The organism is Streptomyces sp. NPDC006368, from assembly GCF_040612535.1.
Lineage (GTDB): Bacteria > Actinomycetota > Actinomycetes > Streptomycetales > Streptomycetaceae > Streptomyces.
On record NZ_JBEXQK010000028.1, the window covers coordinates 59,566 to 78,537 of the forward strand.

Consider the following 18,972-nt stretch of genomic DNA (forward strand, 5'->3'; position numbering starts at 1 on the left):
CGAGTCGTCGTAGGGGCGGTTACGCCGGCGCGCGGGGACGCGGCGCATACGGATACGCGGGGCCGGGCCGGATGGTGCCGGCCCCGCGCTAGATGTCGGTGCTCCTGGACTTCCTGGTCTGCTTGGGCATGGCCAGCTGGATCTCCTCGCGCAGGTCCTCGATCTTCGAGTAGCCCGCGTACTGGCCGGTGAGCCGGTACATCTCGCGCAGCCGGTCCCAGGTGCGGTGGGAGGATGTCTCCCCCATCGACATCAGGGCCAGCCTGGCGTACCGGTCCGCCTGTTCGGGGTCGTCGGCGATGAAGCACGCCGACGCCATGGAGAGGAAGTCGAAGATCTTCGACCGCTGAGTGGCCTCGGTACGCAGCGCGAGCGCCTTCTGGGCGAAGTGCTGGGCCTGCTTGGCCGCTCCCGGCTCGTGCTCGGCCAGGGTCCGGTAGGCGAGGGCCTGCATCCCGTACAGGTCCTCCTTCTTGAAGGTCTGCATCCAGCTGGGGGGTGGCACGTCGCTCTTGTCGGAGACGAAGAGCTCCTCGGCCTCACCGAGGGTGCGGCGCATGGCCTGGCCCCGTCCCATCGCCGCCTGCGCCCAGGCCTCGATGGTGTGCAGCATGGCGTGCGTACGCGGCAGCATCTCGTCGCCCGAACCGGCCCGGGCCAGCTTCATCAGGTCGAGGGCTTCGTCGGGGCGGCCCAGGTGGACCATCTGCCGGGCGGCCCGGGAGAGGGCCTCGCCGGCGCGTGGGCGGTCGCCGCCCTCGCGTGCCGCGTGCGCGGCGATCACGAAGTACTTCTGGGCGGTGGGTTCGAGGCCCACGTCGTGGGACATCCAGCCCGCCAGGACGGCGAGGTTGGCGGCGACGGCCCACAGCCGCCGCTGGAGATGGTCGGGGTGGTGGTAGGCGAGCATGCCGCCCACTTCGTTCAGCTGGCCCACCACGGCCTTGCGCTGCAGGCCGCCGCCGCGGGCGGCGTCCCAGGCGCGGAACACTTCGACGGAACGCTCCAGCGCCTCGATCTCCTGCGACCCGATGGGAGCGGCCTCGTATCGGTCGAAGCCGGCGGGGTCGGCGTGGAGGGGATCGTCGACGCGGGGTGCGTCGGCGTGGAGTGCGGGATCGGTGCGGAGCCAGTCGTGCATGGCGCTGGTCAGTACGGAGCCTGCGGTGAGCGCGGCACCCGCGCCCACCAAGCCGCGTCGGTTGAGCATGAGGTCCATTCCCGTGAATTCGGTGAGGACCGCGGCCGTACGCTCGGGCGCCCAGGGCAGCCCGTCAGGATTGTCGGTGTCCCTGACGTCCCGCCGTTTCCCGGCGCGCCCGTGTCGTACGAACCCGAGGTCCTCGATGGTCACGACACGGCCGAGTCGCTCGGTGAACAGGGCTGCCAGCACCCGGGGGACGGGATCGCGCGGGGTCTCCCCCATGTCGATCCAGCGACGGACCCGCGACGTGTCGGTCGCCAGCTGCGGATGGCCCATGGCCGCCGCCTGCCGGTTCACGAGCCGTGCGAGCTCCCCTTTGGACCAGCCGGCCAGGCCGAACAGGTCCGCAAGGCGGGTGTTGGGTACTCCGGTCACGTCAAGCCCCCAGGTTCTCGGCTGAGTTGACACTAGCCCGCTGTCATAGGGCTGGCGACTATTCGCCAGGGTTCGCCAGGGTCCGCCAGATGGTGTGCCACCCGCGCCCGGGTGTCGGGTAGGAATGCGCCACCCCGTCCCGGTGACCGGCCCTCATTCCCCAGGATGTCGGCCGGTTGCCGGGACGGGGCAGCGTACGCAACTCGTCGGCACACGAAGGGATCTGTCTCGCCCATGTACACAGCATCGTCCTCCGTGTCCGCCCCGCCCCGGCCGCAGCGCACCCTCCCGGTCGGCAGCGGACCGTATCCGGATCCCATGCAGGCGGGCCGGACCCGGCGCTGGGCGGGACCGGTGTCGGGGCCGCTCAGCGGCCGACTCGACCTGTCCGGCCCACAAGGGGCGCAGCTGCGCAAGGCGATCGCCTCGGTGCACCGGATCTGCCCGGAGTTCAACCCCGTGCAGCTGATGCGGCGCAGCAGCCGCTCGGTGCTGCTGGTGGGCACCACGGGGCGGGCCACCGCGGTCGCCAAGTGTTTACTGGACCCCTCCCCCGCCTGGGCCGAGCGGTTCCGTCATGAGATCGCCGCCTACCGCACCTTCGTACGGCACCGCCCGCCCGTGCGGGTGCCGCGGCTGATCGCCGCCGACCCCGACAACTGCACGCTGGTGATCGAGCGCATGCCCGGCCGTGCGGCGGCGCTCAGCCGCCACCCCCTCGAGGCCCCGCCCCGGGCCGACGTGCGGGCCGCGCTCGGCGCCATCGCGCGGCTCAACGCGTGGCGGCCACCGGCCGGGACGTTCGACGCGCCGCTGGACTACGCGTCACGGATCTCCCGCTACCACGAGCTGGGGCTCTTCACGGACCGGGACCGGGACGACCTGCAGAAGCTCCTGCACGGTCTGGCGCACGCGGGGTGGCGGGGTGGCATGGGCCAGTTCTGCCACGGTGACGCGCTGCTCTCGAACATCCTGCTGTCGCCCGCCGGACCGGTGCTGGTCGACTGGGAGCACGCCGGCTGGTACCTGCCCGGGTACGACCTGGCGACGCTGTGGGCGGTCCTGGGCGACGCGCCGGCGGCGCGGCGGCACATCAGCCAGCTGGCGCAGGCCCAGGGGCCCGCCGCGCGGGACGCGTTCCTGGTGAACCTGATGCTTGTCCTCACGCGGGAGATCCGGACCTACGAGACGGCTGTGCAGCGCACGATACGAGAGGCGCCGCCGGCCGGCTCGGTACCGGTACAGCCCGGGGGGCTGTCCGCGGGTGAGGAACAGCGGCTGCTGCTGAGGCGGCTGCACGACGACTGCGCCATGGCACGACGGGCCGTGCGCGCCGCGGTCGGCACGCGCTGACCGCCCCATGAGGGGGAAGGGCGCTGTGTGGCCGGTGCCGACACACCGGGCACACAGCGCCGCTGTGGGTTCACGTCCGGAGCCCGGTTCCCGGGGGGCGCGTTGCTGACGCGGGCGTCGCGGACGGCCCGGTGGCAGGGGGGCGTGTCGAGCGCGGTCGGGGGTGTGCGCCGGGGCCGGGAGAGAGCGCTGCGGTCGAGGTGGGCGATGGTGTCCGGGCCGCCGTAGGGAGGGGCGCGGGCGGTCTGCTGGAGCACTATGGACGGCTGACGACAAGGGGCGCACCGCATAGGGCGGCTGGCGGCTCCGGTGAGGTGCTGAGGGCGCGGTATCGGGCGGACGGCAGCTCGGGGACGACCACGGAGGTGGGCAGGGCACGCGGGTCGACGTGTGCGGCGAGCGGGGCCGCGGGAGCCGGCCGTCGTCCGTGCGGCGCTCCAGGAGCACTCGCGGGGGTGCCGGAGGGAGCCGCCGTGCTGCGTCCAAGACCCCGCCCAGGGCACCCGCTGGAGCTGCGTCGAGTGGCGGCGGGTAAGCCGGTGCGCGGCGGGTGTGGGATGTGGCGGGCGGAGACGTTCCGTGGCGCGCGGCAGGTGGGCCTTGGTCCGGGCGATCCACTTCATGGGGGGCTCCTCCGACTGTCCTCTTCGCGAACGGGCCGTGCCCGGTACGCCGGACGAGGGGCCGGTGTTTATCGCCGTTTCTGTCGGTTACGCGATGAATGTGCTGCCTGCCTGTCCACGATTCCCGGAGCCGTGACCATGCCGTCCGACGTTGCGTCGCTGAAGGCCTTCATCGAGCGTGAGATCGCGACGCTGCGGGCGGACGTGCGCAGGACGGCGGAGGCGGCGCTACCCGTCGCCGTCGGGTCGCCGGGACGCAGCGCCGATGAGCGGGCCCGTACGACATCGGCCGGCTCCGCGGTCGCCCGGAGCGGCGACGGCCCGCCGCAATGCCCCTGCGGCCAGGGCACCGGCGCCCCGCACACCTGCGTCGACGCGGGTGAGGACCACGACCCCATGCGGTGCGTGTGCTCGACGCTGCCGGCCATCCCGGTGTCCGCGGCGCTGCTGACCCCCGTGCGGGACGCGTCCGGCGAGGTCGAGGACTTCGTCATCCAGGCCGGCAACCACATCCGCTCGGCCGAGTGGCTGGTCTCGCCGGACCGGCAGGTGGGCCAGCGGTTCTTCGCGTCGGCACGGCCGGGCGCCGTGGTCAGCGGGCTGCGGAGCGCGCTCCGCGACGTCCTGGTGACGGGGCGCTCCCTGAACGGCCTGGTCGTGGACTACACCGAGGAGCGGTACGGCAGGCTCAAGCGGGTCCAGCTGGTGCATTACGCGGCGTCGTGCGGCGACCGGGTGCTGACGACCTGGCGGCCCGTGCGCAGCCGGTCGGAGCTGCTGACCATCGACGCGCAGCATCTGGCGTCCGTGGGGTGGGGCCGGTGGGACCTGCTGTCGGGCGGGGTGTCGTGGTCGGAGGGGTTGCAGCGGATCTTCCGGACCGACCCGGCGCCGCCCTGGTCACTGCTGGAGCTGTGCGATCACCTGGTACCGGCGGATGTGGGGCCGTTCGGCGAGTTCATCGCGTCGGTCCTGGCCGGTGAGGAGCCCGCCTGGACGCGGATCCGGTTCCTGGTGCTCGGGGAGGTCCGCACGGTGGACCTGCTCGGCAGGCCGGTGGCCGGTACGGACGGCAGGCCCTGGGCCCTGCAGATCGTGGCCCGCGATCTGACCCCGCAGATACGCAGCCGCCGGCGCCTGGTGGAGAAGCAGGCCGAGGCGGAGCAGTTGCGGCAGCAGGCCACGGCGGAGCGGCATGTCGCCTCCGCGCTGCGCGAGGCGCTGCTGCCGACGTACTCGGAGGGGCTGGCGGAGCTGGGTCTGACGGCGGCGGCCGCCTATCTGCCGGCCGAGCCGGACGCCGCTGTCGGCGGTGACTGGTACAAGTGCCGCCCGCTGCCGAACGGCCGCGCGCTGGTCGCCATCGGGGACGCCAGCGGCCACGGCCTCGACGCGGTCGCCCGGATGGCGCAGCAGCGGTACGCCATGGCGGGCCTCGCCCATTCGGGTGCCTGCGCGGGTGACATCACGACCTGGCTGAACCAACTCGTCTGCAGCGAGCCCGTCGCGGCCACGGCCACCGCGGCGGTGGGCCACATCGGCGAGGACCGCGTGCTCAGCTGGGCGTGCGCGGGCCATCCGGCGCCGCTCCTGCTGCGCGGCGGTCGCGCCTTCGCGCTGCCCGTCGAGCACCGCGGGCCGCTCCTGGGCGCGCTGCCCGGGCACGCGTACGAGACGGCGGACTTCCGGCTGGAGACGGGTGATGTGCTGCTGCTGTACACCGACGGGGTGGTCGAGCGGCGGGGGCAGGACATCGCCGAGGGGATCGGCGCGCTGACGCGGGCGCTGGCCGGGAGCCGGGGCCTTCCTCCGCAGCGGATCATCGACCGGCTGACGGAGGAGTACGAACGCACCATCCACGACGACGACGCGTGTCTGCTCGCCGTCGAGGTCGACTGAACACCCCGACCACCGGGACGCGGCCATCGCGTACGGGCCGGAACGCGCCGGGGCGTCGCCGCCGCGATCCGCCGCCACCGGCCGACCGAACGAGGCGCAGGGCGTTCCGCGACAGCCCGGCCGGCCGGCTGCTCGCCGAGGGCAGGGACGGATACGCGGTCCCCGTGACGGTGTACGGGGCGAGCCTCTGCCGATGACCTCGTCGGCTCCCGCCTCCGGTCATTGGTCCATGCCGGTGACGCGCCGCAGGCCCGCGCGCCGTCGTCCCGAAACCCGCTGCCCCCGCTCCGACGTGCCAAGACGCGAGGACGCGCCGGTGATTGACGGATCGTCGGCCTGCCGCTACGCCTGTACGGGTCCGCCCATGGCACGACCCGTCCTCAGGAGGCTGCCTTGCACGGTCCCGCCCATCGAGGCGTACGCGGAGCGGGCGGCGCCGTGGCGTCCGCCGCCCTGCTCCTGTCCCTGTTCTCCGCCGCCCCCGCGGCGAACGCCGAGCGCCCGCCCGCCACCGGCTCGCTGCAGGGCGCGTTCGACGCCGCGGCCGACCGGTACGGGGTGCCCCGCAGCGTGCTGCTCGCCGTGTCGTACCTGCAGTCGCGCTGGGACGGGCACGGCGGCGCGCCGAGCGTCACCGGCGGGTACGGGCCGATGCACCTGACCGACGCGCGTACCGCGCTCGCCTCGGCGCCGCACCACTCGCACGGCACGGAGGACGCGCGCGGCGACAGCGCTCGCGCCGTCAAGGACGGCGCCGGTACGCCGGTGCCCGAGCCGTCCCCGCTGCCGCCCCGGCTGCGGACCCTGGAGCGGGCGGCCGCCCTGTCCGGCCATTCCCCCGAGCGACTGCGCACCGGCACCGCGGCCAACATCGAGGGCGGCGCCGCCCTGCTGGCCGCCGCCCAGCGCGAGCTGGGCCACCCGGCCGGTGCCGACCCGGGCGCCTGGTACGGCGCCGTCGCCCGCTATTCGGGCGCCGACGACACGGCGACGGCCATGACGTACGCGAATGACGTGTACGACGTGATCCGTTCGGGCGAACGGCGCACCACCGACAGCGGGCAGCTCGTGGTGCTGCCCGCGGACCCGGACGTGGTGCCGGACATCTCGCAGGCCGCCGCGCTGGGTCTGCGCACCGCGGACACGGCGCGCACCGAGTGTCCGCCCACCGTGGCGTGCGAGTGGATCCCGGCCCCGTACGAGGAGTTCGGCGACGGTGACTACGGCAACCACGACAAGGCGGACCGGCCCGTCTCACAGGCGGTGGACTACATCGTCATCCACGACACCGAGGCCACTTGGGACGTCACCCTGAAGCTGGTGCGGGACCCGCGGTACGTGTCGTGGCACTACTCGCTGCGCTCGTCCGACGGACACATCGCCCAGCACGTGCCGCTGAAGGACGTCGGCTGGCACGCGGGCAACTGGTATGTGAACGCCAAGTCGGTGGGCCTGGAGCACGAGGGGTTCCTGGTCGCGCCGGACGCCTGGTACACGGAGGCGATGTACCGGACGTCGGCGCGGCTGGTGCGGTACCTGGCGAAACGATACGGCGTGCCGCTGGACCGGCAGCACATCCTCGGGCACGACAACGTGCCCGGCCCGACCGGGACAGCCGTGCGGGGTATGCACACCGACCCGGGCCCGTACTGGGACTGGGCGCACTACTTCCGGCTGCTGGGCCGGCCCCTCACGCCGAGCGCGGGTCCCCACAGCGCCGTGGTGACGATCCGCCCCGCGTACACGGCGCACCGGCCCGAGTACACCGGCTGTGTCACGGCGGGTCAGGCGTGCGCGCCGCACGGCAGTGGCGCGGTGCGGCTGCGCACCGAGCCCCGCGATGACGCCCCTCTCGTCAGGGACGTCGGGCTGCGGCCGGGCGGTGAGGCTTCGACCACCGGCGTCAACGACACGGGGGCGCGGGCCTCGACGGGACAGCGGTACGCGGTGGCGGAGCGGCGCGGGGAGTGGACGGCGATCTGGTACCTGGGCCAGAAGGCGTGGTTCCACAATCCGCCCGCGCGGCCGACGGCGATCGGCGCGCGGGCGCGGCTGGTGACCCCGCGCGAGGGCCTGGCGGAGATCCCGGTGTACGGCAGGGCCTACCCGGAGGCGTCCGCGTACCCGGCGGGCGTGCCCGTACAGGCGGTGTCGCCGCTGCCGTACACGCTGCCGGCCGGTCAGCGGTACGTGACGGGCGGCCGTACCCCCGGCGAGTACTACTTCGCACCGGGGTTCGACACCGCGGGGCACCGGGTGGTGCGCGGCCAGGAGGAGTACCACCGGATCCAGTTCGGGCACCGGGTGGCCTTCGTCAAGGCGTCCGACGTGCGCGTACTCGACTGACGCGCGACGCCGGCCGTTCACCCACCACGTCACTCGTTCAGGCGCCACGTTCACCCGTTCATACGACTAATTCGGGGGGCGCGTGGGGCGGAGGGGACGAGGGTAAGCCTGGCCCGGAACTCTCCCCCTTCACCTCATGCACCGAAAGGCCTCCCACGCATGGCACAGCCCTTCGTCCTGCCGGATTTCTACGTGCCGTACCCGGCCCGCCTCAATCCCCATCTGGAGGCCGCCCGCGTCCACACCAAGGGGTGGGCGCGGCGGATGGGGATGCTCGAGGGATCCGGCATCTGGGAGGAGCACGACCTCGAGTCCCACGACTACGCGCTGCTGTGCTCCTACACCCATCCGGACTGTGACGCCGACGCGCTGTCGCTGATCACCGACTGGTATGTGTGGGTCTTCTTCTTCGACGACCACTTCCTGGAGGTGTTCAAGCGCACCCAGGACCTGGCCGGCGGCAAGGAGTACCTGGACCGGCTGCCGGCGTTCATGCCGATGGACCTCGCCCAGGGCATGCCGGAGCCGACGAACCCGGTGGAGGCGGGGCTGGCCGACCTGTGGACCCGGACCGTACCGAGCATGTCGTCGGCCTGGCGCACCCGGTTCGCCGAGGCGACGGAGCACCTGCTCAACGAGTCCCTGTGGGAGCTCGCCAACATCAACGAGGGGCGGATCGCCAACCCCGTCGAGTACATCGAGATGCGCCGCAAGGTCGGCGGCGCGCCCTGGTCGGCGGGGCTCGTGGAGTACGCGGCGGGCGCCGAGGTGCCGGAGCCGGTGGCCGCGTCGCGGGCGCTGCTGGTGCTGCGGGACACGTTCTCCGACGCCGTGCACCTGCGCAACGACCTCTTCTCGTACCAGCGGGAGGTCGAGGACGAGGGCGAGAACAGCAACGGCGTGCTGGTACTGGAGAAGTTCCTGGGCTGTTCCACCCAGGAGGCCGCCGAAGCCGTCAACGACCTCCTGACGTCACGGCTCCAGCAGTTCGAGAACACCGCGCTGACCGAGGTCCCCGCGCTGTGCGTGGAGAAAGGCCTCACCGCGCAGGAGTGCGCGGCCGTCGCCGCGTACGCCAAGGGCTTGCAGGACTGGCAGTCCGGCGGCCACGAGTGGCACATGCGCTCCAGCCGCTACATGAACGAGGGCGCCCTGGGCGGGCGTTCGGCACTCGGCGGCGTCCTGGGCACCTCGGCGCTCGACATCAGGACGCTCTTCGGGCGTCCGGCCGCCGCGCGGCGGCGCACGCTCACCCACGCCCCGCACCAGCGGGTCGGCCCGTCGCTGCTGCCGGACATCGACCCGGGGTTCCCGCTGTCGCTCAGTCCGCACCTCGACGACGCCCGCGCCAAGTCCCTCGCGTGGGCGGGCCGGATGGGGCTGCTGGACGACATCTGGGACGAGCCGATGATGGCCGGCTTCGACCTGGCGCTCTGCTCGGCCGGGCTCGACCCGGACGCCACCGCCGAGGAGCTGGAGCTCAGCGCCGAGTGGCTGACCTGGGGCACGTACGGCGACGACTACTACCCGCTCGTGTTCGGGCGCCCGCGCAACCTCGCCGGCGCCAAGCGGTGCAACGAGCGGCTCATGGCGTGCATGCCGGTGGACGACCCGGCTGCCGGGGCGGCCGTCGCCGTCACCCCCATGGAGCGGGCGCTGGCCGACCTGTGGAGGCGCACCGCCGGCCCCATGGAGCCCGAGGCGCGGACGGCGCTGCGCCGGGCGCTGGACGACATGCTGGAGAGCTGGCTGTGGGAGCTGCACAACCAGGCACAGCACCGGGTGCCCGATCCGGTGGACTACATCGAGATGCGGCGCAAGACCTTCGGCTCGGACCTGACGATGAGCCTGGCGCGGCTCCGGCACCGGAACGGGTTGCCGGCCGGGGTGCTGCGGAGCGGGCCTGTGCGCAGCCTGGAGAATTCCGCCGCCGACTACGCCAGCTTGCTCAACGACCTCTTCTCGTACCAGAAGGAGATCGAGGTCGAGGGCGAGGTGCACAACGGCGTCCTCGTGGTGCAGACGTTCTTCGACGTCGACTACCCGACCGGTGTCGCGCTCATCGACGACCTCATGCGGGGGCGGCTGCGCCAGTTCGAGCATGTGAAGAAGAACGAACTGCCGCTGCTGGCCGAGCAGTTCGCGCTGAACGAGACGGGCCGGGCCTCGCTGGACGCGTATGTGCGGGAGCTGGAGGACTGGATCGCCGGGATCCACAACTGGCACCGCGGCGTCCGCCGCTACCGGGACGAGGACGTCCGCTCGGGCGCCGGCAAGGCCCGGCTGCGCCCCGGCGCACCGGCCGTCGGGCACCCGGGCGGCGGACGCGTGCCGGGCGGGCGGCTGCCGAGCGGACCGGTGGGGCTGGGAACCTCGGCGGCCCGGGTGGCGGACCTGTTCGCGTCGTGACGCCGCTCGGTCCGCCGGGCGGCCGGACAGGGGGCGCGACGTGGCGTCGTCCGGCGCCGGGGCGGGCCTGGCGGTGATCTGGGTCGTGTCTGCAAAGTCCCGTCGGCCTGGCGGGCGGACGACGCTACTTTGCAGACACTCCCTAGGACGGGCGGATGCCGCGGAGCTGGTCCAGTTCGCGGCGTTCGCGCTTGGTCGGACGGCCGGCGCCGCGGTCGCGGACACCGGCCAGCGCCACATGCTCGCGGGGCGGAGGGGGCGGGCTGTTGTCGGTGTACGCCTCGGCGGCGACCGGCGCCCCGACGCGCTTGGCGATCGCCCGCTTCACCTCGACGATCCGCTCGCGGCCCGCGTGGAACAACCGCACCTCGTCGCCCGGTTTGACCGGCTGGGCGGGCTTGGCACGCTCGCCGTTGACGCGGACGTGGCCCGCCCGGCAGGCCGTCGCGGCCTGCGAGCGGGTCTTGGTGAGCCGTACGGCCCAGATCCAGCTGTCGACCCGAACGGTCGTGGCCCCCTCGTCCGCCGCCATGGTGACTCAGCCCTGCTGGAAGAGTTCCGCGGGCAGGGGCTTGAGCAGCGCGTACAGGTCGTCGGTGATCGGACGGTCCCAGCTGGCGATGGTGACCAGGACGTTGTCGCTGCGGTCGAACTGCACGCAGGAGATCCGGCTCTCGGAGAGCTTGAGACGGCGCACGATCAGCAGGTTGTCCCCCTGCATCACCGGTACGTCCTCGGTCTCGACCACCTCGACCGGCTCGTCGTTCTCCAGCGCGGCGAGGAGCTGGGCGACCTCGAAGGGCACCTGGCCTTCGGCGAGCTCGCGCGCCGGGGAGCCCTCCGGCAGGTTGCCGATGATCATCGCGGGGCCCCGGCCGCCGAACAGGTCGTACCGGAGGAACACGCCCTGGCAACTGCCGTCGGGCGCGGGGAGCAGACCGGCGCCGAGATTGCCGGGCCAGTCGCCCGGGTCCATGGCCAGGACGTCGAAGTCCGGGCCCGCGGGTGTGGCGGCGCTGCGGCGGCGGAGGAAGGACATGCCGCCATGGTACGTGCCCGGGCCCGCCGTGCGGCGTCGGGGCCCGTGCGCGCAGCGGGCACGGGCGGCGGGACGGGCGGCGGGGACGGGCGGCGGGGACGGGCGTTTCACCGCTTCGGGGGACGCGCCGCGTGGGCGGGGGGCCGTGACGGTCAGGCGCTGCGCTCGGCCAGGCGGCGCAGCGCGGTGAGGGCCTCCTCGGCGCGGGAGTGCTCCACGAACAGGTGATCGTGGTGGTAGCCCGCCACCACGTTGCAGCTCAGCCCGGCGGCGGCGAGTTCGCCGGCGACCGCGGCCGTCAGGCCCACCGCGTCGAGCGCCGAGTGGACGCGCAGGGTGATCCAGCCGGCCACGTAGTCGTACGGAAGTGAGGCGCTGTCGGCCTCCTCCTCGGGCACGACCAGGGTGAGCCCCTCGGATTCGGCGACCGTGACGACCGGGTGCAGGCCGGGTGGGATCTCGGGGCCGTCGACCGTGCAGAACACGAAGCGGCCGGGGTTGAGCTCGGGCCGCATGGCGGACACGAGCCGGGACAGATCACGCTCTCCACTCATGATCGCCAGCCTAGAGCCTGTCGCGGTGGCGTTCAGGGTGCCGGGCGGCGCGGGCGCGGCTGCCGCAGGACGGTGCGCGCCATCGCTGACGGGGTGCTCCGTGCGGAAGGAGCGTACGCGGCGCGGCGCGTGGCAGAGGTGCGGCCGCGCCCGGCCCGGACGGCCGGGGGCGGATCGCGACCGCAGGTCCCGTACCGCCGGGAGCGTGTCATCGGCGTGCACCCCCATGCCGGTGACGGTGGGAACCGGCACGACGGTCCTCCGGAAAGCCCGCGCGGCGCGCGGCTCAGGTCAGGTCGAACTCGCCGTCCCGGGCGTTGAGCACGAAGGCACGCCACTCGGCCGGGGTGAAGATCAGCGACGGGCTCTCCGGGCGGGTGGCGTTGCGCATAGCGATGAACCCTTCGACGAAGGCGATCTGCACGTCGCCCGCCCCTTGCGTGCCCGATCGCCAGTCCGCGTCGCTGAGGTCGAGGTCCGGCTTGTTCCGGCCTCCGAGCTGCTGCTGGGCGGTGATGCTGTTGGCCACGTGCTGCTCCTCCCGGTTCGTCGTCCGCGCTCAGACTAGCCATCGGCGCCGGGCACGGACAGGCCGCGTGGGCGGGGTCGTTCGAGCCCGGGGCGTCCCGGCGTTCCGCGCGCGGGCGGTCAGGCGCCGTGCGGCTCGTCGAGGAAGGCGGCGGCGGTACGGGCGAAGGCGCCCGGGTCGTCGATCCACGGGTAGTGGCCCGCGCCCGGCTGGACGGTCAGCCGGCCGTGCGGGAACAGCGCGGCCAGTTCGGCGGCATGGGCGGGCGCCGGGCCCGTGTCGTACTCGCCCGCCACGACGAGCACCGGCGCCCTGACGGCGGTGAGCGCGGCGCGGGTGGCGTCGGGGTCACCGAGGGCGCCGTCGGCGTAGTAGGCGCGCGCCGCGGCCTCGCGGGTCCCTTCCGCGCCGCTCACGGCACGCGCCCGCGCGGTGACCCGGATGCCGACGGACCGGGTTCCGCCGGTGACCAGGGTGAGGGAGGCGAGGCGGTCCGGGTGGGCGGCGGCGTACAGGACGGCGAGCGTGGCGCCCGCGGAGTGGCCGAGCAGGTGGATACGGTCCAGGCCGAGGTGGGTGCGCAGGGCCTCGACGTCGGCGATCTGGCGGTGGCAGCGGTACGAGGAGGGGTCGGCGGGCTCGGCGGAGTCGCCGGTGCCGCGCGCGTCCAGCAGGATCAGGCGGCGGTGGGCGGTGAGACCGCCGAGGTCGCCGAGGTACGCGGAGGCCCGCATCGGACCGCCGGGCAGGCAGATGAGCGGGGCGCCTTCCCCCCTTACGTGGTAGGCGAGTCGGGTCCCGTCGTACGCGCTGAAGGTCGGCATGATCGTGATCCTCACAGCCGTGCGCTCGTCCTGACAACGCCGTCGCGCCGTCCCGCCTCTTGCCATCGGGCCGGTCGGCTTGGATTACTGATCTCCAGCGGATCGACCGAATGATCGGTCGACCGTTCGAGGACGCGGAGACGGGAGAACGGCGCATGACGGACCTGCGCGACGCCGGGGAGCTGCTGGACCCCGCGGAGCTCGCGGCGCTGCAGCTGGAGCGGCTGCGGGCCACTCTGCACCACGCGTACGAGAACGTGGCCTTCTACCGGCGGTCGTTCGACACGGCGGGCGTGCGCCCGGAGGACTGCCGGAGCCTCGCCGACCTCGCCCGGTTCCCGTTCACCACGAAGGCGGACCTGAGGGACACGTACCCCTTCGGGATGTTCGCGGTGGACCGTTCGCGGGTGCGGCGGGTCCACGCCTCCAGCGGGACGACGGGTCGGCCGACCGTCGTGGGGTACACCGACGGCGACCTGGACACGTGGGCGCACGTGGTGGCGCGGTCGATCCGCGCCGCGGGCGGACGGCCGGGCGACATGGTGCACGTGGCGTACGGATACGGGCTGTTCACGGGCGGTCTCGGCGCGCACTACGGAGCCGAACGGCTCGGGTGCACGGTGGTGCCCGCCTCCGGCGGTATGACATCCCGTCAGGTGCAGCTGATCCAGGACTTCCGGCCGGAGATCATCATGGTGACGCCGTCGTACATGCTGACGCTGCTGGACGAGTTCGAGCGGCAGCGGATCGATCCGCGGTCGACGTCGCTGAAGGTGGGGATCTTCGGCGCCGAGCCGTGGACGGAGGAGATGCGGCGGGAGATCGAGGAGCGGTGCGCGATCGACGCCGTCGACATATACGGCCTGTCGGAGGTGATCGGGCCGGGCGTCGCACAGGAGTGCGTGGAGACCAAGGACGGGTTGCACGTCTGGGAGGACCACTTCTACCCCGAGGTGGTCGACCCGTTCACCGGCGAGGTGCTGCCGGACGGGGAACGGGGCGAGCTGGTGTTCACCTCGCTCACCAAGGAGGCGATGCCGGTCGTCCGGTACCGTACGCGGGACCTCACACGGCTGCTGCCGGGGACGGCGCGGCCTGCCTTCCGGCGCATGGAGAAGGTGACCGGGCGCAGTGACGACATGGTGATCCTGCGGGGCGTGAACCTGTTCCCCACGCAGATCGAGGAGATCGTGCTGCGCACGCCGGGGCTCGCCCCGCACTTCCAGCTGAGGCTCACGCGCCGGGGGCGGCTGGACGCGCTGACCGTACGGGCCGAGGCGCGGCCGGACGCCACCCCGGAGGCCCGCGCGGACGCGGCGCGGGCCGTCGAGGCGGCGGTGAAGGACGGGATCGGGGTGTCCGTGGCGGTCGAGGTGGTCGCCCCGGAGACGCTCGAGCGGTCGGTCGGCAAGATCAAGCGGATCGTCGACCTGCGGGACGGGCAGGGCGCGGGATGACACGTCAGGCGCCGCCCCGGTTCCGGGCGGGCGCCGGGCGGCGTGTCACCGGCCCCGGTGCCGGCGGGGGCGCCCCCGTATGAGCGGGAGCGGCGGGGCACCGGCCCGGCGCGAGCGGGACCGGCAGGGGCGACGCCCCGGTGCGGGCGGGATCGCGGGACCCCGGTACGGCACCGACCGGAGGCGTCACGGGCCCGGCGCGGACGGAGCTGGGGAACACCCGAGGACGAACGGGGTCGGCAAGGTACCGCCCGGCGCGGCGGGGTCGCGGGGCGCCGGGCGGGCGCCGACCGGTTGGTGCCGGCCGGGCCGACGGACCCCGGTGCGCGGGGCCGGCCGGGTGAGCCCCGGTTCACGGGGCCGGGAGCCGGCGGTCAGGATTCGGCCGGGGCCGCAGACGCCTCGTCGAGCTCCCAGGCGTGGCGCTTGAACTCGCGGAGGAAGTCCGGGTGGTCCTCCCAGTTGCGGGCGATGCCGCGCAGTACGTCCCAGTTGTGCTCCAGCGCCTGGTCGATGATGTGACGCATCGCCTCATCCGCCGTCCGCCGCTTCTCGGCGAGCCCCCTGACCGCCGCCGCGGCCCGCACCGTGTTGAGCAGCGCGCGCAGCGCGCGGGAGGTGTCGTCCATCCCGAAGCCGTGCTCGCTCCCGGTCTCGGCGTCGAACAGGGGGCGGAGCCGGTCCTCGACGAACGCGGTGATCCGCTCGAAGTGCTGCGCGTCCATCGGGAGCTCCTTCTCGGTTGGGGTCGCTGTGCCCGTGCGTCGGCGTGAGCACGGGGCGACCTCATTATGGTGCGCGCCGGGCTTGGGCCGGGCTCAGGGGAGTTGCGGGAGGGGTGCCTGGGACCAGGGCGCGGGGCCGGTGCCGTTCGTCCAGTCGTCGAGGGCCTGCCGGTCGACGCAGAGGATGCCGCACTGGGCGGCGTACTGCGCGGCGGGCTCGGTGAACTCGCTGGTCGTCACCACCACGGCGACCTGGGCCTCGTGCACGGCGAAGCACGTGCCGCCGAAGCGCTGCATGTCCTGGGAGCCGACCTTGTTGTCCGGGCCGTAGCACTTGCACTGCACGACGACGCGCCGTCCGTCGGGCGCGGTGGCCAGCACGTCCGCACCCAGGTCCCCCGCGCCTCCGACGACCTCGACGTCCAGGCATCCGTCCCGTACGCACAGCTCGGCGACCGCCTGTTCGAAGGTGTCCGCGTCCATGGCGGTGTAGTCGACGAGCGCCACGGGCTCCTCGACCGGAGCCGCGTACTCCTCGACGGGCGCCACGGGCTCCTCGACGAGGGCGGGCTCCGCGTCCGGGGGCAGCGGCGGGGGCACCCGCCGGCGACGGCCCGCGCGGACCAGCGCCGCCACCACGGCAAGGGCGCCCGCCACCGCCAGGGCCGCGGCGGGCAGGTCGGCGGCGTCCCCGACGGCGGCGCGGGCCGTCACGCTCGTACCGCACACGACGATGGCGACCAGTCCGATGGCGAGCGTGAGGTCGCGCAGTCCGGCCGCCCGGCGGCGCGGGGACGGGCGGAGCCGGGAGGGGCGGGGTGAGCGGTCGGAGCGCGGCCTGCGGACGGGTATGGCCATGTGCGGGTCCCCCTGTGCATATCAACGGATGATCTTGTGCATGTCCGTATGCCCCGTCCTCCGGCCGCGGCACTCCGCCCGTCCCCGCTCGTCCGAGGCGTGAGACACGCGATCGGGGGCAGGTGAGCGGCATTCCGGCAGCCCTTCACCGGGCCGGCCGGCGGGACGTAAGAGAGGCGGTTTGTCGTGCGCAGTGTGGGTGTCGAGGAAGAGCTGCTCCTGGTGGATGCCAGGAGTGGTGAGCCGCGGGCGCTGTCGGCGGCGGTCCTGGCGGCCGCTTCGCGGGACCCGCGGGGCAATGACGAGGTCTTCGAGAGTGAGCTGCAACGCCAGCAGCTGGAATTCGCCACCCGTCCGCAGACCGACATGGGGGAACTGGCGGACGAGATCCGGCGCTGGCGGGCGGAGGCGGCGCGCCACGCCGAGAAGCTGGAGGCCTCCGTCGCCGCGCTGGCGACGTCGCCACTGCCGGTCAGCCCGACCATCGGCACGGGTGAGCGCCATCAATGGCTGAAGGAACACTTCGGCCTGACCGCACAGGAGCAGCTCACCTGCGGCTGCCATGTCCATGTGTCGGTGGAGTCCGACGAGGAGGGCGTGGCGGTCCTCGACCGCATCCGGCCCTGGCTGCCCGTGTTGCTGGCGATGACCACGAACGCGCCGTTCTGGCAGGGCACGGACAGCGGGTACAGCAGCTACCGCAACAGGGTCTGGGGGCGCTGGCCGTCGGCGGGACCGGTGGAGGTCTTCGGCTCCGCCGACCGCTATCACGAGCAGGTGAACGACATGGTGGCGAGCGGTGTGCTGCGGGACGAGGGGATGGTCTACTTCGACGCCCGCCTCTCCAAGGCGTACCCCACCGTCGAGATCCGGGTGGCCGACGTCTGCCTGGACCCCGCCACCACGGTGCTGGTGGCCACGCTGGTACGCGGTCTGGTGGAGACCGCGGCGCGCCAGTGGCGTGACGGCGAGCCGCCCGCCCGGCACGGTGTCGCGCTGTTGCGCCTGGCGACGTGGCGGGCGGCCCGGTCCGGGCTGGAGGACCAGCTGATCCACCCGGTCACGATGCGGCCCGCGCCGGCCGAGGCCGTCGTACGGGCGCTGTTCGACCACGTACGGGACGCCCTGGAGGACACCGGTGACGTGCTGCCCGCCCAGGAGGCGCTGGCGGCGCTGCTCAAGGGCGGCAACGGGGCCCGGGTGCAGCGGGAGATGTTCGAGCGGTCGGGGAGCCTGCGGGACGTGGTCGCGGAGTGCGTGCGCCGCACCCTGGCGTGAGCCGCGGCCGGCTCGGATGTACGGATACGGCGGGGCCCGGGGCTGGTGATGCCCCGGGCCCCGGCGCTTCCCGGCCCCTCCGCCGAGGCCGGGGCGCGCCGGGCCGCGGCGTCACTCGTCGGCGGTGCGCGGCCGGGTGAAGCGGTGCCACCAGTGCCTGCGGCGCGGGTGGACGTACCGGCCCAGGCGGCGGCCGAGGAGCAGGTAACCGAGCAGGGCGCCCGTGCAGTTGAGCAGCACGTCGTCGACGTCGAAGGCGCGCCCGGTCACCAGGGCCCCCTGAGTCAGCTCGACCAGGATCATCACCAGCGCGGTGACCAGCACGACCCGCACCAGCCCCCGGGCACGCGGGAACAGCACGGGCAGCAGCAGACCGAACGGCACACCGAGGACGATGTTGCCGCCGAGCTGCTTGACGGTGTCGCGGAAGGCGGACTGGGCGAGGTAGTCGCGGATCGAGTCGCCTGGGCGGAGATTGCTGTGGGTGAGGTGCTCGGACGCGGCGGAGGGCTCCAGCGTGAGGCGGGCCAGCATCACGGCGAACCCGACCATGGCGGCGAAGGCCACCACCACCAGTACCACCCGTGCCGCCGGGGACAAGCGCTGGGAACCGTCCGGGGCTCGGGGGTCGGCACCGTTCGCCGTCCTGTCGGGGCGGGTTGTTCGCGGCATCGCAACTCCCGTGGCAGTCGTTTTTCGCGTACACGTCCCGTTACCCTCCGCCCGCACGGGCATGCGAACGGCTCCGGTCAAGAAATCGGATACCGAACGGGATGTTGACACGCGGGCGCCGGGATGGGTGCATGGCCCAACGAGTGGTCACCACCGACCCGTTGGGAGGCACGTTGCTCTTCCGTACCCGCCTCGGACACCTTGTGCCGGCCGTCGTCGCCCTCGCGGCGGTGGCCGGTACGGTCGCGCCCTCCGTACCGCACGAGCGCCACCGCCCCTCGGACGGCGGTCTGTCGGCCGTCATCCGCTACACCGAGTACGGCGTCCCGCACATCGTGGCCGGGGACTACGCGGGCCTGGGCTTCGGCACCGGCTGGGCGCAGGCCGCGGACCAGGTGTGCGTCCTCGCCGACGGCTTCGTGACCGTACGCGGCGAACGCTCGCGGCACTTCGGACCGGACGCCACGACCGACGGCTCCCTGTCGTCCGCGAGCCGCAACCTCTCCAGCGACCTGTACTTCCGTGGCGTACGCGAAGCGGGCACCGTGGAGCGGCTGCTCGCCGTGCCCGCGCCGGCCGGTCCCAGCCGCGAGGCGAAGGAGCTGATGCGCGGCTGGGCGGCCGGCTACAACGCCTGGCTGAAGCGGAACCGCGTCACCGACCCGGCCTGCGCGGGGGCCGACTGGGTCCGTCCGGTCACCGCGCTGGACGTCGCCCGGCGCGGCTTCGCGATGGCGGTCCTCGGCGGCCAGGGACGCGCCGTGGAGGGCATCACGGCAGCGGCCAACTCATTGATGAGCCGGGATGATCGGCGATAGCTTCGCTCG

At 73.5% G+C, this 18,972-nt stretch carries 15 protein-coding genes and 1 pseudogene; 7 read left to right on the top strand and 9 right to left on the bottom strand.

Going from position 1 to position 18,972, the window contains the following annotated elements:
- Positions 1–88 precede the first annotated feature (88 nt).
- A complete protein-coding gene (locus ABZZ38_RS20680; protein ID WP_356741859.1) occupies positions 89–1,579 on the bottom strand; it encodes a hypothetical protein in 1,491 nt (496 codons plus the stop codon).
- A gap of 234 nt (positions 1,580–1,813) precedes the next feature.
- On the opposite strand from ABZZ38_RS20680, the gene ABZZ38_RS20685 reads away from it, so the two are divergent.
- The 4 genes from ABZZ38_RS20685 to ABZZ38_RS20700 all read left to right on the top strand — a co-directional run bounded on the left by ABZZ38_RS20685 (position 1,814) and on the right by ABZZ38_RS20700 (position 10,209).
- Positions 1,814–2,932, top strand: a complete 1,119-nt coding sequence (locus tag ABZZ38_RS20685; protein WP_356741862.1) for an aminoglycoside phosphotransferase family protein — start codon at positions 1,814–1,816, stop codon at positions 2,930–2,932.
- 761 nt (positions 2,933–3,693) lie between these two features.
- The gene (locus ABZZ38_RS20690; protein WP_356741864.1) at positions 3,694–5,454 is read left to right on the top strand and encodes a SpoIIE family protein phosphatase; all 1,761 of its coding nucleotides are present in this window, start codon (positions 3,694–3,696) and stop codon (positions 5,452–5,454) included.
- A 438-nt stretch (positions 5,455–5,892) separates the two neighbouring features.
- A complete protein-coding gene (locus ABZZ38_RS20695; RefSeq protein ID WP_356741866.1) occupies positions 5,893–7,800 on the top strand; it encodes a peptidoglycan recognition family protein in 1,908 nt (635 codons plus the stop codon).
- A gap of 159 nt (positions 7,801–7,959) precedes the next feature.
- Positions 7,960–10,209 carry a terpene synthase family protein gene (locus ABZZ38_RS20700; RefSeq protein ID WP_356741870.1) on the top strand — a complete coding sequence of 750 codons (2,250 nt, stop codon included), beginning with the start codon at positions 7,960–7,962 and terminating at the stop codon, positions 10,207–10,209.
- Between the two features lie 142 nt (positions 10,210–10,351).
- Here ABZZ38_RS20700 and ABZZ38_RS20705 read toward each other — a convergent pair whose 3' ends face one another.
- The 5 genes from ABZZ38_RS20705 to ABZZ38_RS20725 all read right to left on the bottom strand — a co-directional run bounded on the left by ABZZ38_RS20705 (position 10,352) and on the right by ABZZ38_RS20725 (position 13,155).
- On the bottom strand, positions 10,352–10,741 hold the full coding sequence (locus tag ABZZ38_RS20705) for an RNA-binding S4 domain-containing protein (RefSeq protein ID WP_356741873.1): 390 nt from the start codon (positions 10,739–10,741) through the stop codon (positions 10,352–10,354).
- A gap of 6 nt (positions 10,742–10,747) precedes the next feature.
- Positions 10,748–11,248, bottom strand: a complete 501-nt coding sequence (locus ABZZ38_RS20710) for a hypothetical protein (RefSeq protein ID WP_031079537.1) — start codon at positions 11,246–11,248, stop codon at positions 10,748–10,750.
- 152 nt (positions 11,249–11,400) lie between these two features.
- Positions 11,401–11,802 (bottom strand): ACT domain-containing protein, encoded by a 402-nt coding sequence (locus tag ABZZ38_RS20715; protein ID WP_356741879.1) that lies wholly within the window; start codon positions 11,800–11,802, stop codon positions 11,401–11,403.
- Between the two features lie 286 nt (positions 11,803–12,088).
- Positions 12,089–12,331, bottom strand: a complete 243-nt coding sequence (locus ABZZ38_RS20720) for a DUF397 domain-containing protein (RefSeq protein ID WP_356741883.1) — start codon at positions 12,329–12,331, stop codon at positions 12,089–12,091.
- 119 nt (positions 12,332–12,450) lie between these two features.
- The gene (locus ABZZ38_RS20725; protein ID WP_356741886.1) at positions 12,451–13,155 is read right to left on the bottom strand and encodes an alpha/beta hydrolase; all 705 of its coding nucleotides are present in this window, start codon (positions 13,153–13,155) and stop codon (positions 12,451–12,453) included.
- Between the two features lie 155 nt (positions 13,156–13,310).
- Between ABZZ38_RS20725 and paaK the strand changes: the two genes are divergently transcribed.
- Positions 13,311–14,612: a phenylacetate--CoA ligase PaaK gene (gene paaK, locus ABZZ38_RS20730; protein WP_356741901.1), complete on the top strand. Its 1,302-nt coding sequence runs from the start codon at positions 13,311–13,313 to the stop codon at positions 14,610–14,612.
- Between the two features lie 374 nt (positions 14,613–14,986).
- Here paaK and ABZZ38_RS20735 read toward each other — a convergent pair whose 3' ends face one another.
- Positions 14,987–15,337, bottom strand: a complete 351-nt coding sequence (locus ABZZ38_RS20735) for a hypothetical protein (protein WP_356741888.1) — start codon at positions 15,335–15,337, stop codon at positions 14,987–14,989.
- A 93-nt stretch (positions 15,338–15,430) separates the two neighbouring features.
- Positions 15,431–16,195 (bottom strand): restriction endonuclease, encoded by a 765-nt coding sequence (locus ABZZ38_RS20740; protein WP_356741891.1) that lies wholly within the window; start codon positions 16,193–16,195, stop codon positions 15,431–15,433.
- 186 nt (positions 16,196–16,381) lie between these two features.
- Between ABZZ38_RS20740 and ABZZ38_RS20745 the strand changes: the two genes are divergently transcribed.
- Entirely contained in the window at positions 16,382–17,473 is a 1,092-nt protein-coding gene (locus ABZZ38_RS20745) for a glutamate--cysteine ligase (RefSeq protein WP_356741893.1), read from the top strand.
- A 111-nt stretch (positions 17,474–17,584) separates the two neighbouring features.
- Here ABZZ38_RS20745 and ABZZ38_RS20750 read toward each other — a convergent pair whose 3' ends face one another.
- Positions 17,585–18,073 (bottom strand): VanZ family protein, encoded by a 489-nt coding sequence (locus ABZZ38_RS20750; RefSeq protein ID WP_356741895.1) that lies wholly within the window; start codon positions 18,071–18,073, stop codon positions 17,585–17,587.
- Between the two features lie 203 nt (positions 18,074–18,276).
- On the opposite strand from ABZZ38_RS20750, the pseudogene ABZZ38_RS20755 reads away from it, so the two are divergent.
- Positions 18,277–18,927: pseudogene (locus ABZZ38_RS20755) on the top strand (penicillin acylase family protein); the annotation flags it as partial.
- Positions 18,928–18,972 lie beyond the last annotated feature (45 nt).

What these genes read in the sequence shown, in the direction of transcription:
- ABZZ38_RS20685 (WP_356741862.1), top strand. Translation starts at nt 1,814, where the DNA reads ATGTACACAGCATCGTCCTCCGTGTCCGCCCCGCCCCGGCCGCAGCGC.
- ABZZ38_RS20690 (WP_356741864.1), top strand. Translation starts at nt 3,694, where the DNA reads ATGCCGTCCGACGTTGCGTCGCTGAAGGCCTTCATCGAGCGTGAGATC.
- ABZZ38_RS20700 (WP_356741870.1), top strand. Translation starts at nt 7,960, where the DNA reads ATGGCACAGCCCTTCGTCCTGCCGGATTTCTACGTGCCGTACCCGGCC.
- ABZZ38_RS20705 (WP_356741873.1), bottom strand. Translation starts at nt 10,741, where the DNA reads ATGGCGGCGGACGAGGGGGCCACGACCGTTCGGGTCGACAGCTGGATC.
- ABZZ38_RS20710 (WP_031079537.1), bottom strand. Translation starts at nt 11,248, where the DNA reads ATGTCCTTCCTCCGCCGCCGCAGCGCCGCCACACCCGCGGGCCCGGAC.
- ABZZ38_RS20715 (WP_356741879.1), bottom strand. Translation starts at nt 11,802, where the DNA reads ATGAGTGGAGAGCGTGATCTGTCCCGGCTCGTGTCCGCCATGCGGCCC.
- ABZZ38_RS20725 (WP_356741886.1), bottom strand. Translation starts at nt 13,155, where the DNA reads ATGCCGACCTTCAGCGCGTACGACGGGACCCGACTCGCCTACCACGTA.
- paaK (WP_356741901.1), top strand. Translation starts at nt 13,311, where the DNA reads ATGACGGACCTGCGCGACGCCGGGGAGCTGCTGGACCCCGCGGAGCTC.
- ABZZ38_RS20735 (WP_356741888.1), bottom strand. Translation starts at nt 15,337, where the DNA reads ATGGACGCGCAGCACTTCGAGCGGATCACCGCGTTCGTCGAGGACCGG.
- ABZZ38_RS20740 (WP_356741891.1), bottom strand. Translation starts at nt 16,195, where the DNA reads ATGGCCATACCCGTCCGCAGGCCGCGCTCCGACCGCTCACCCCGCCCC.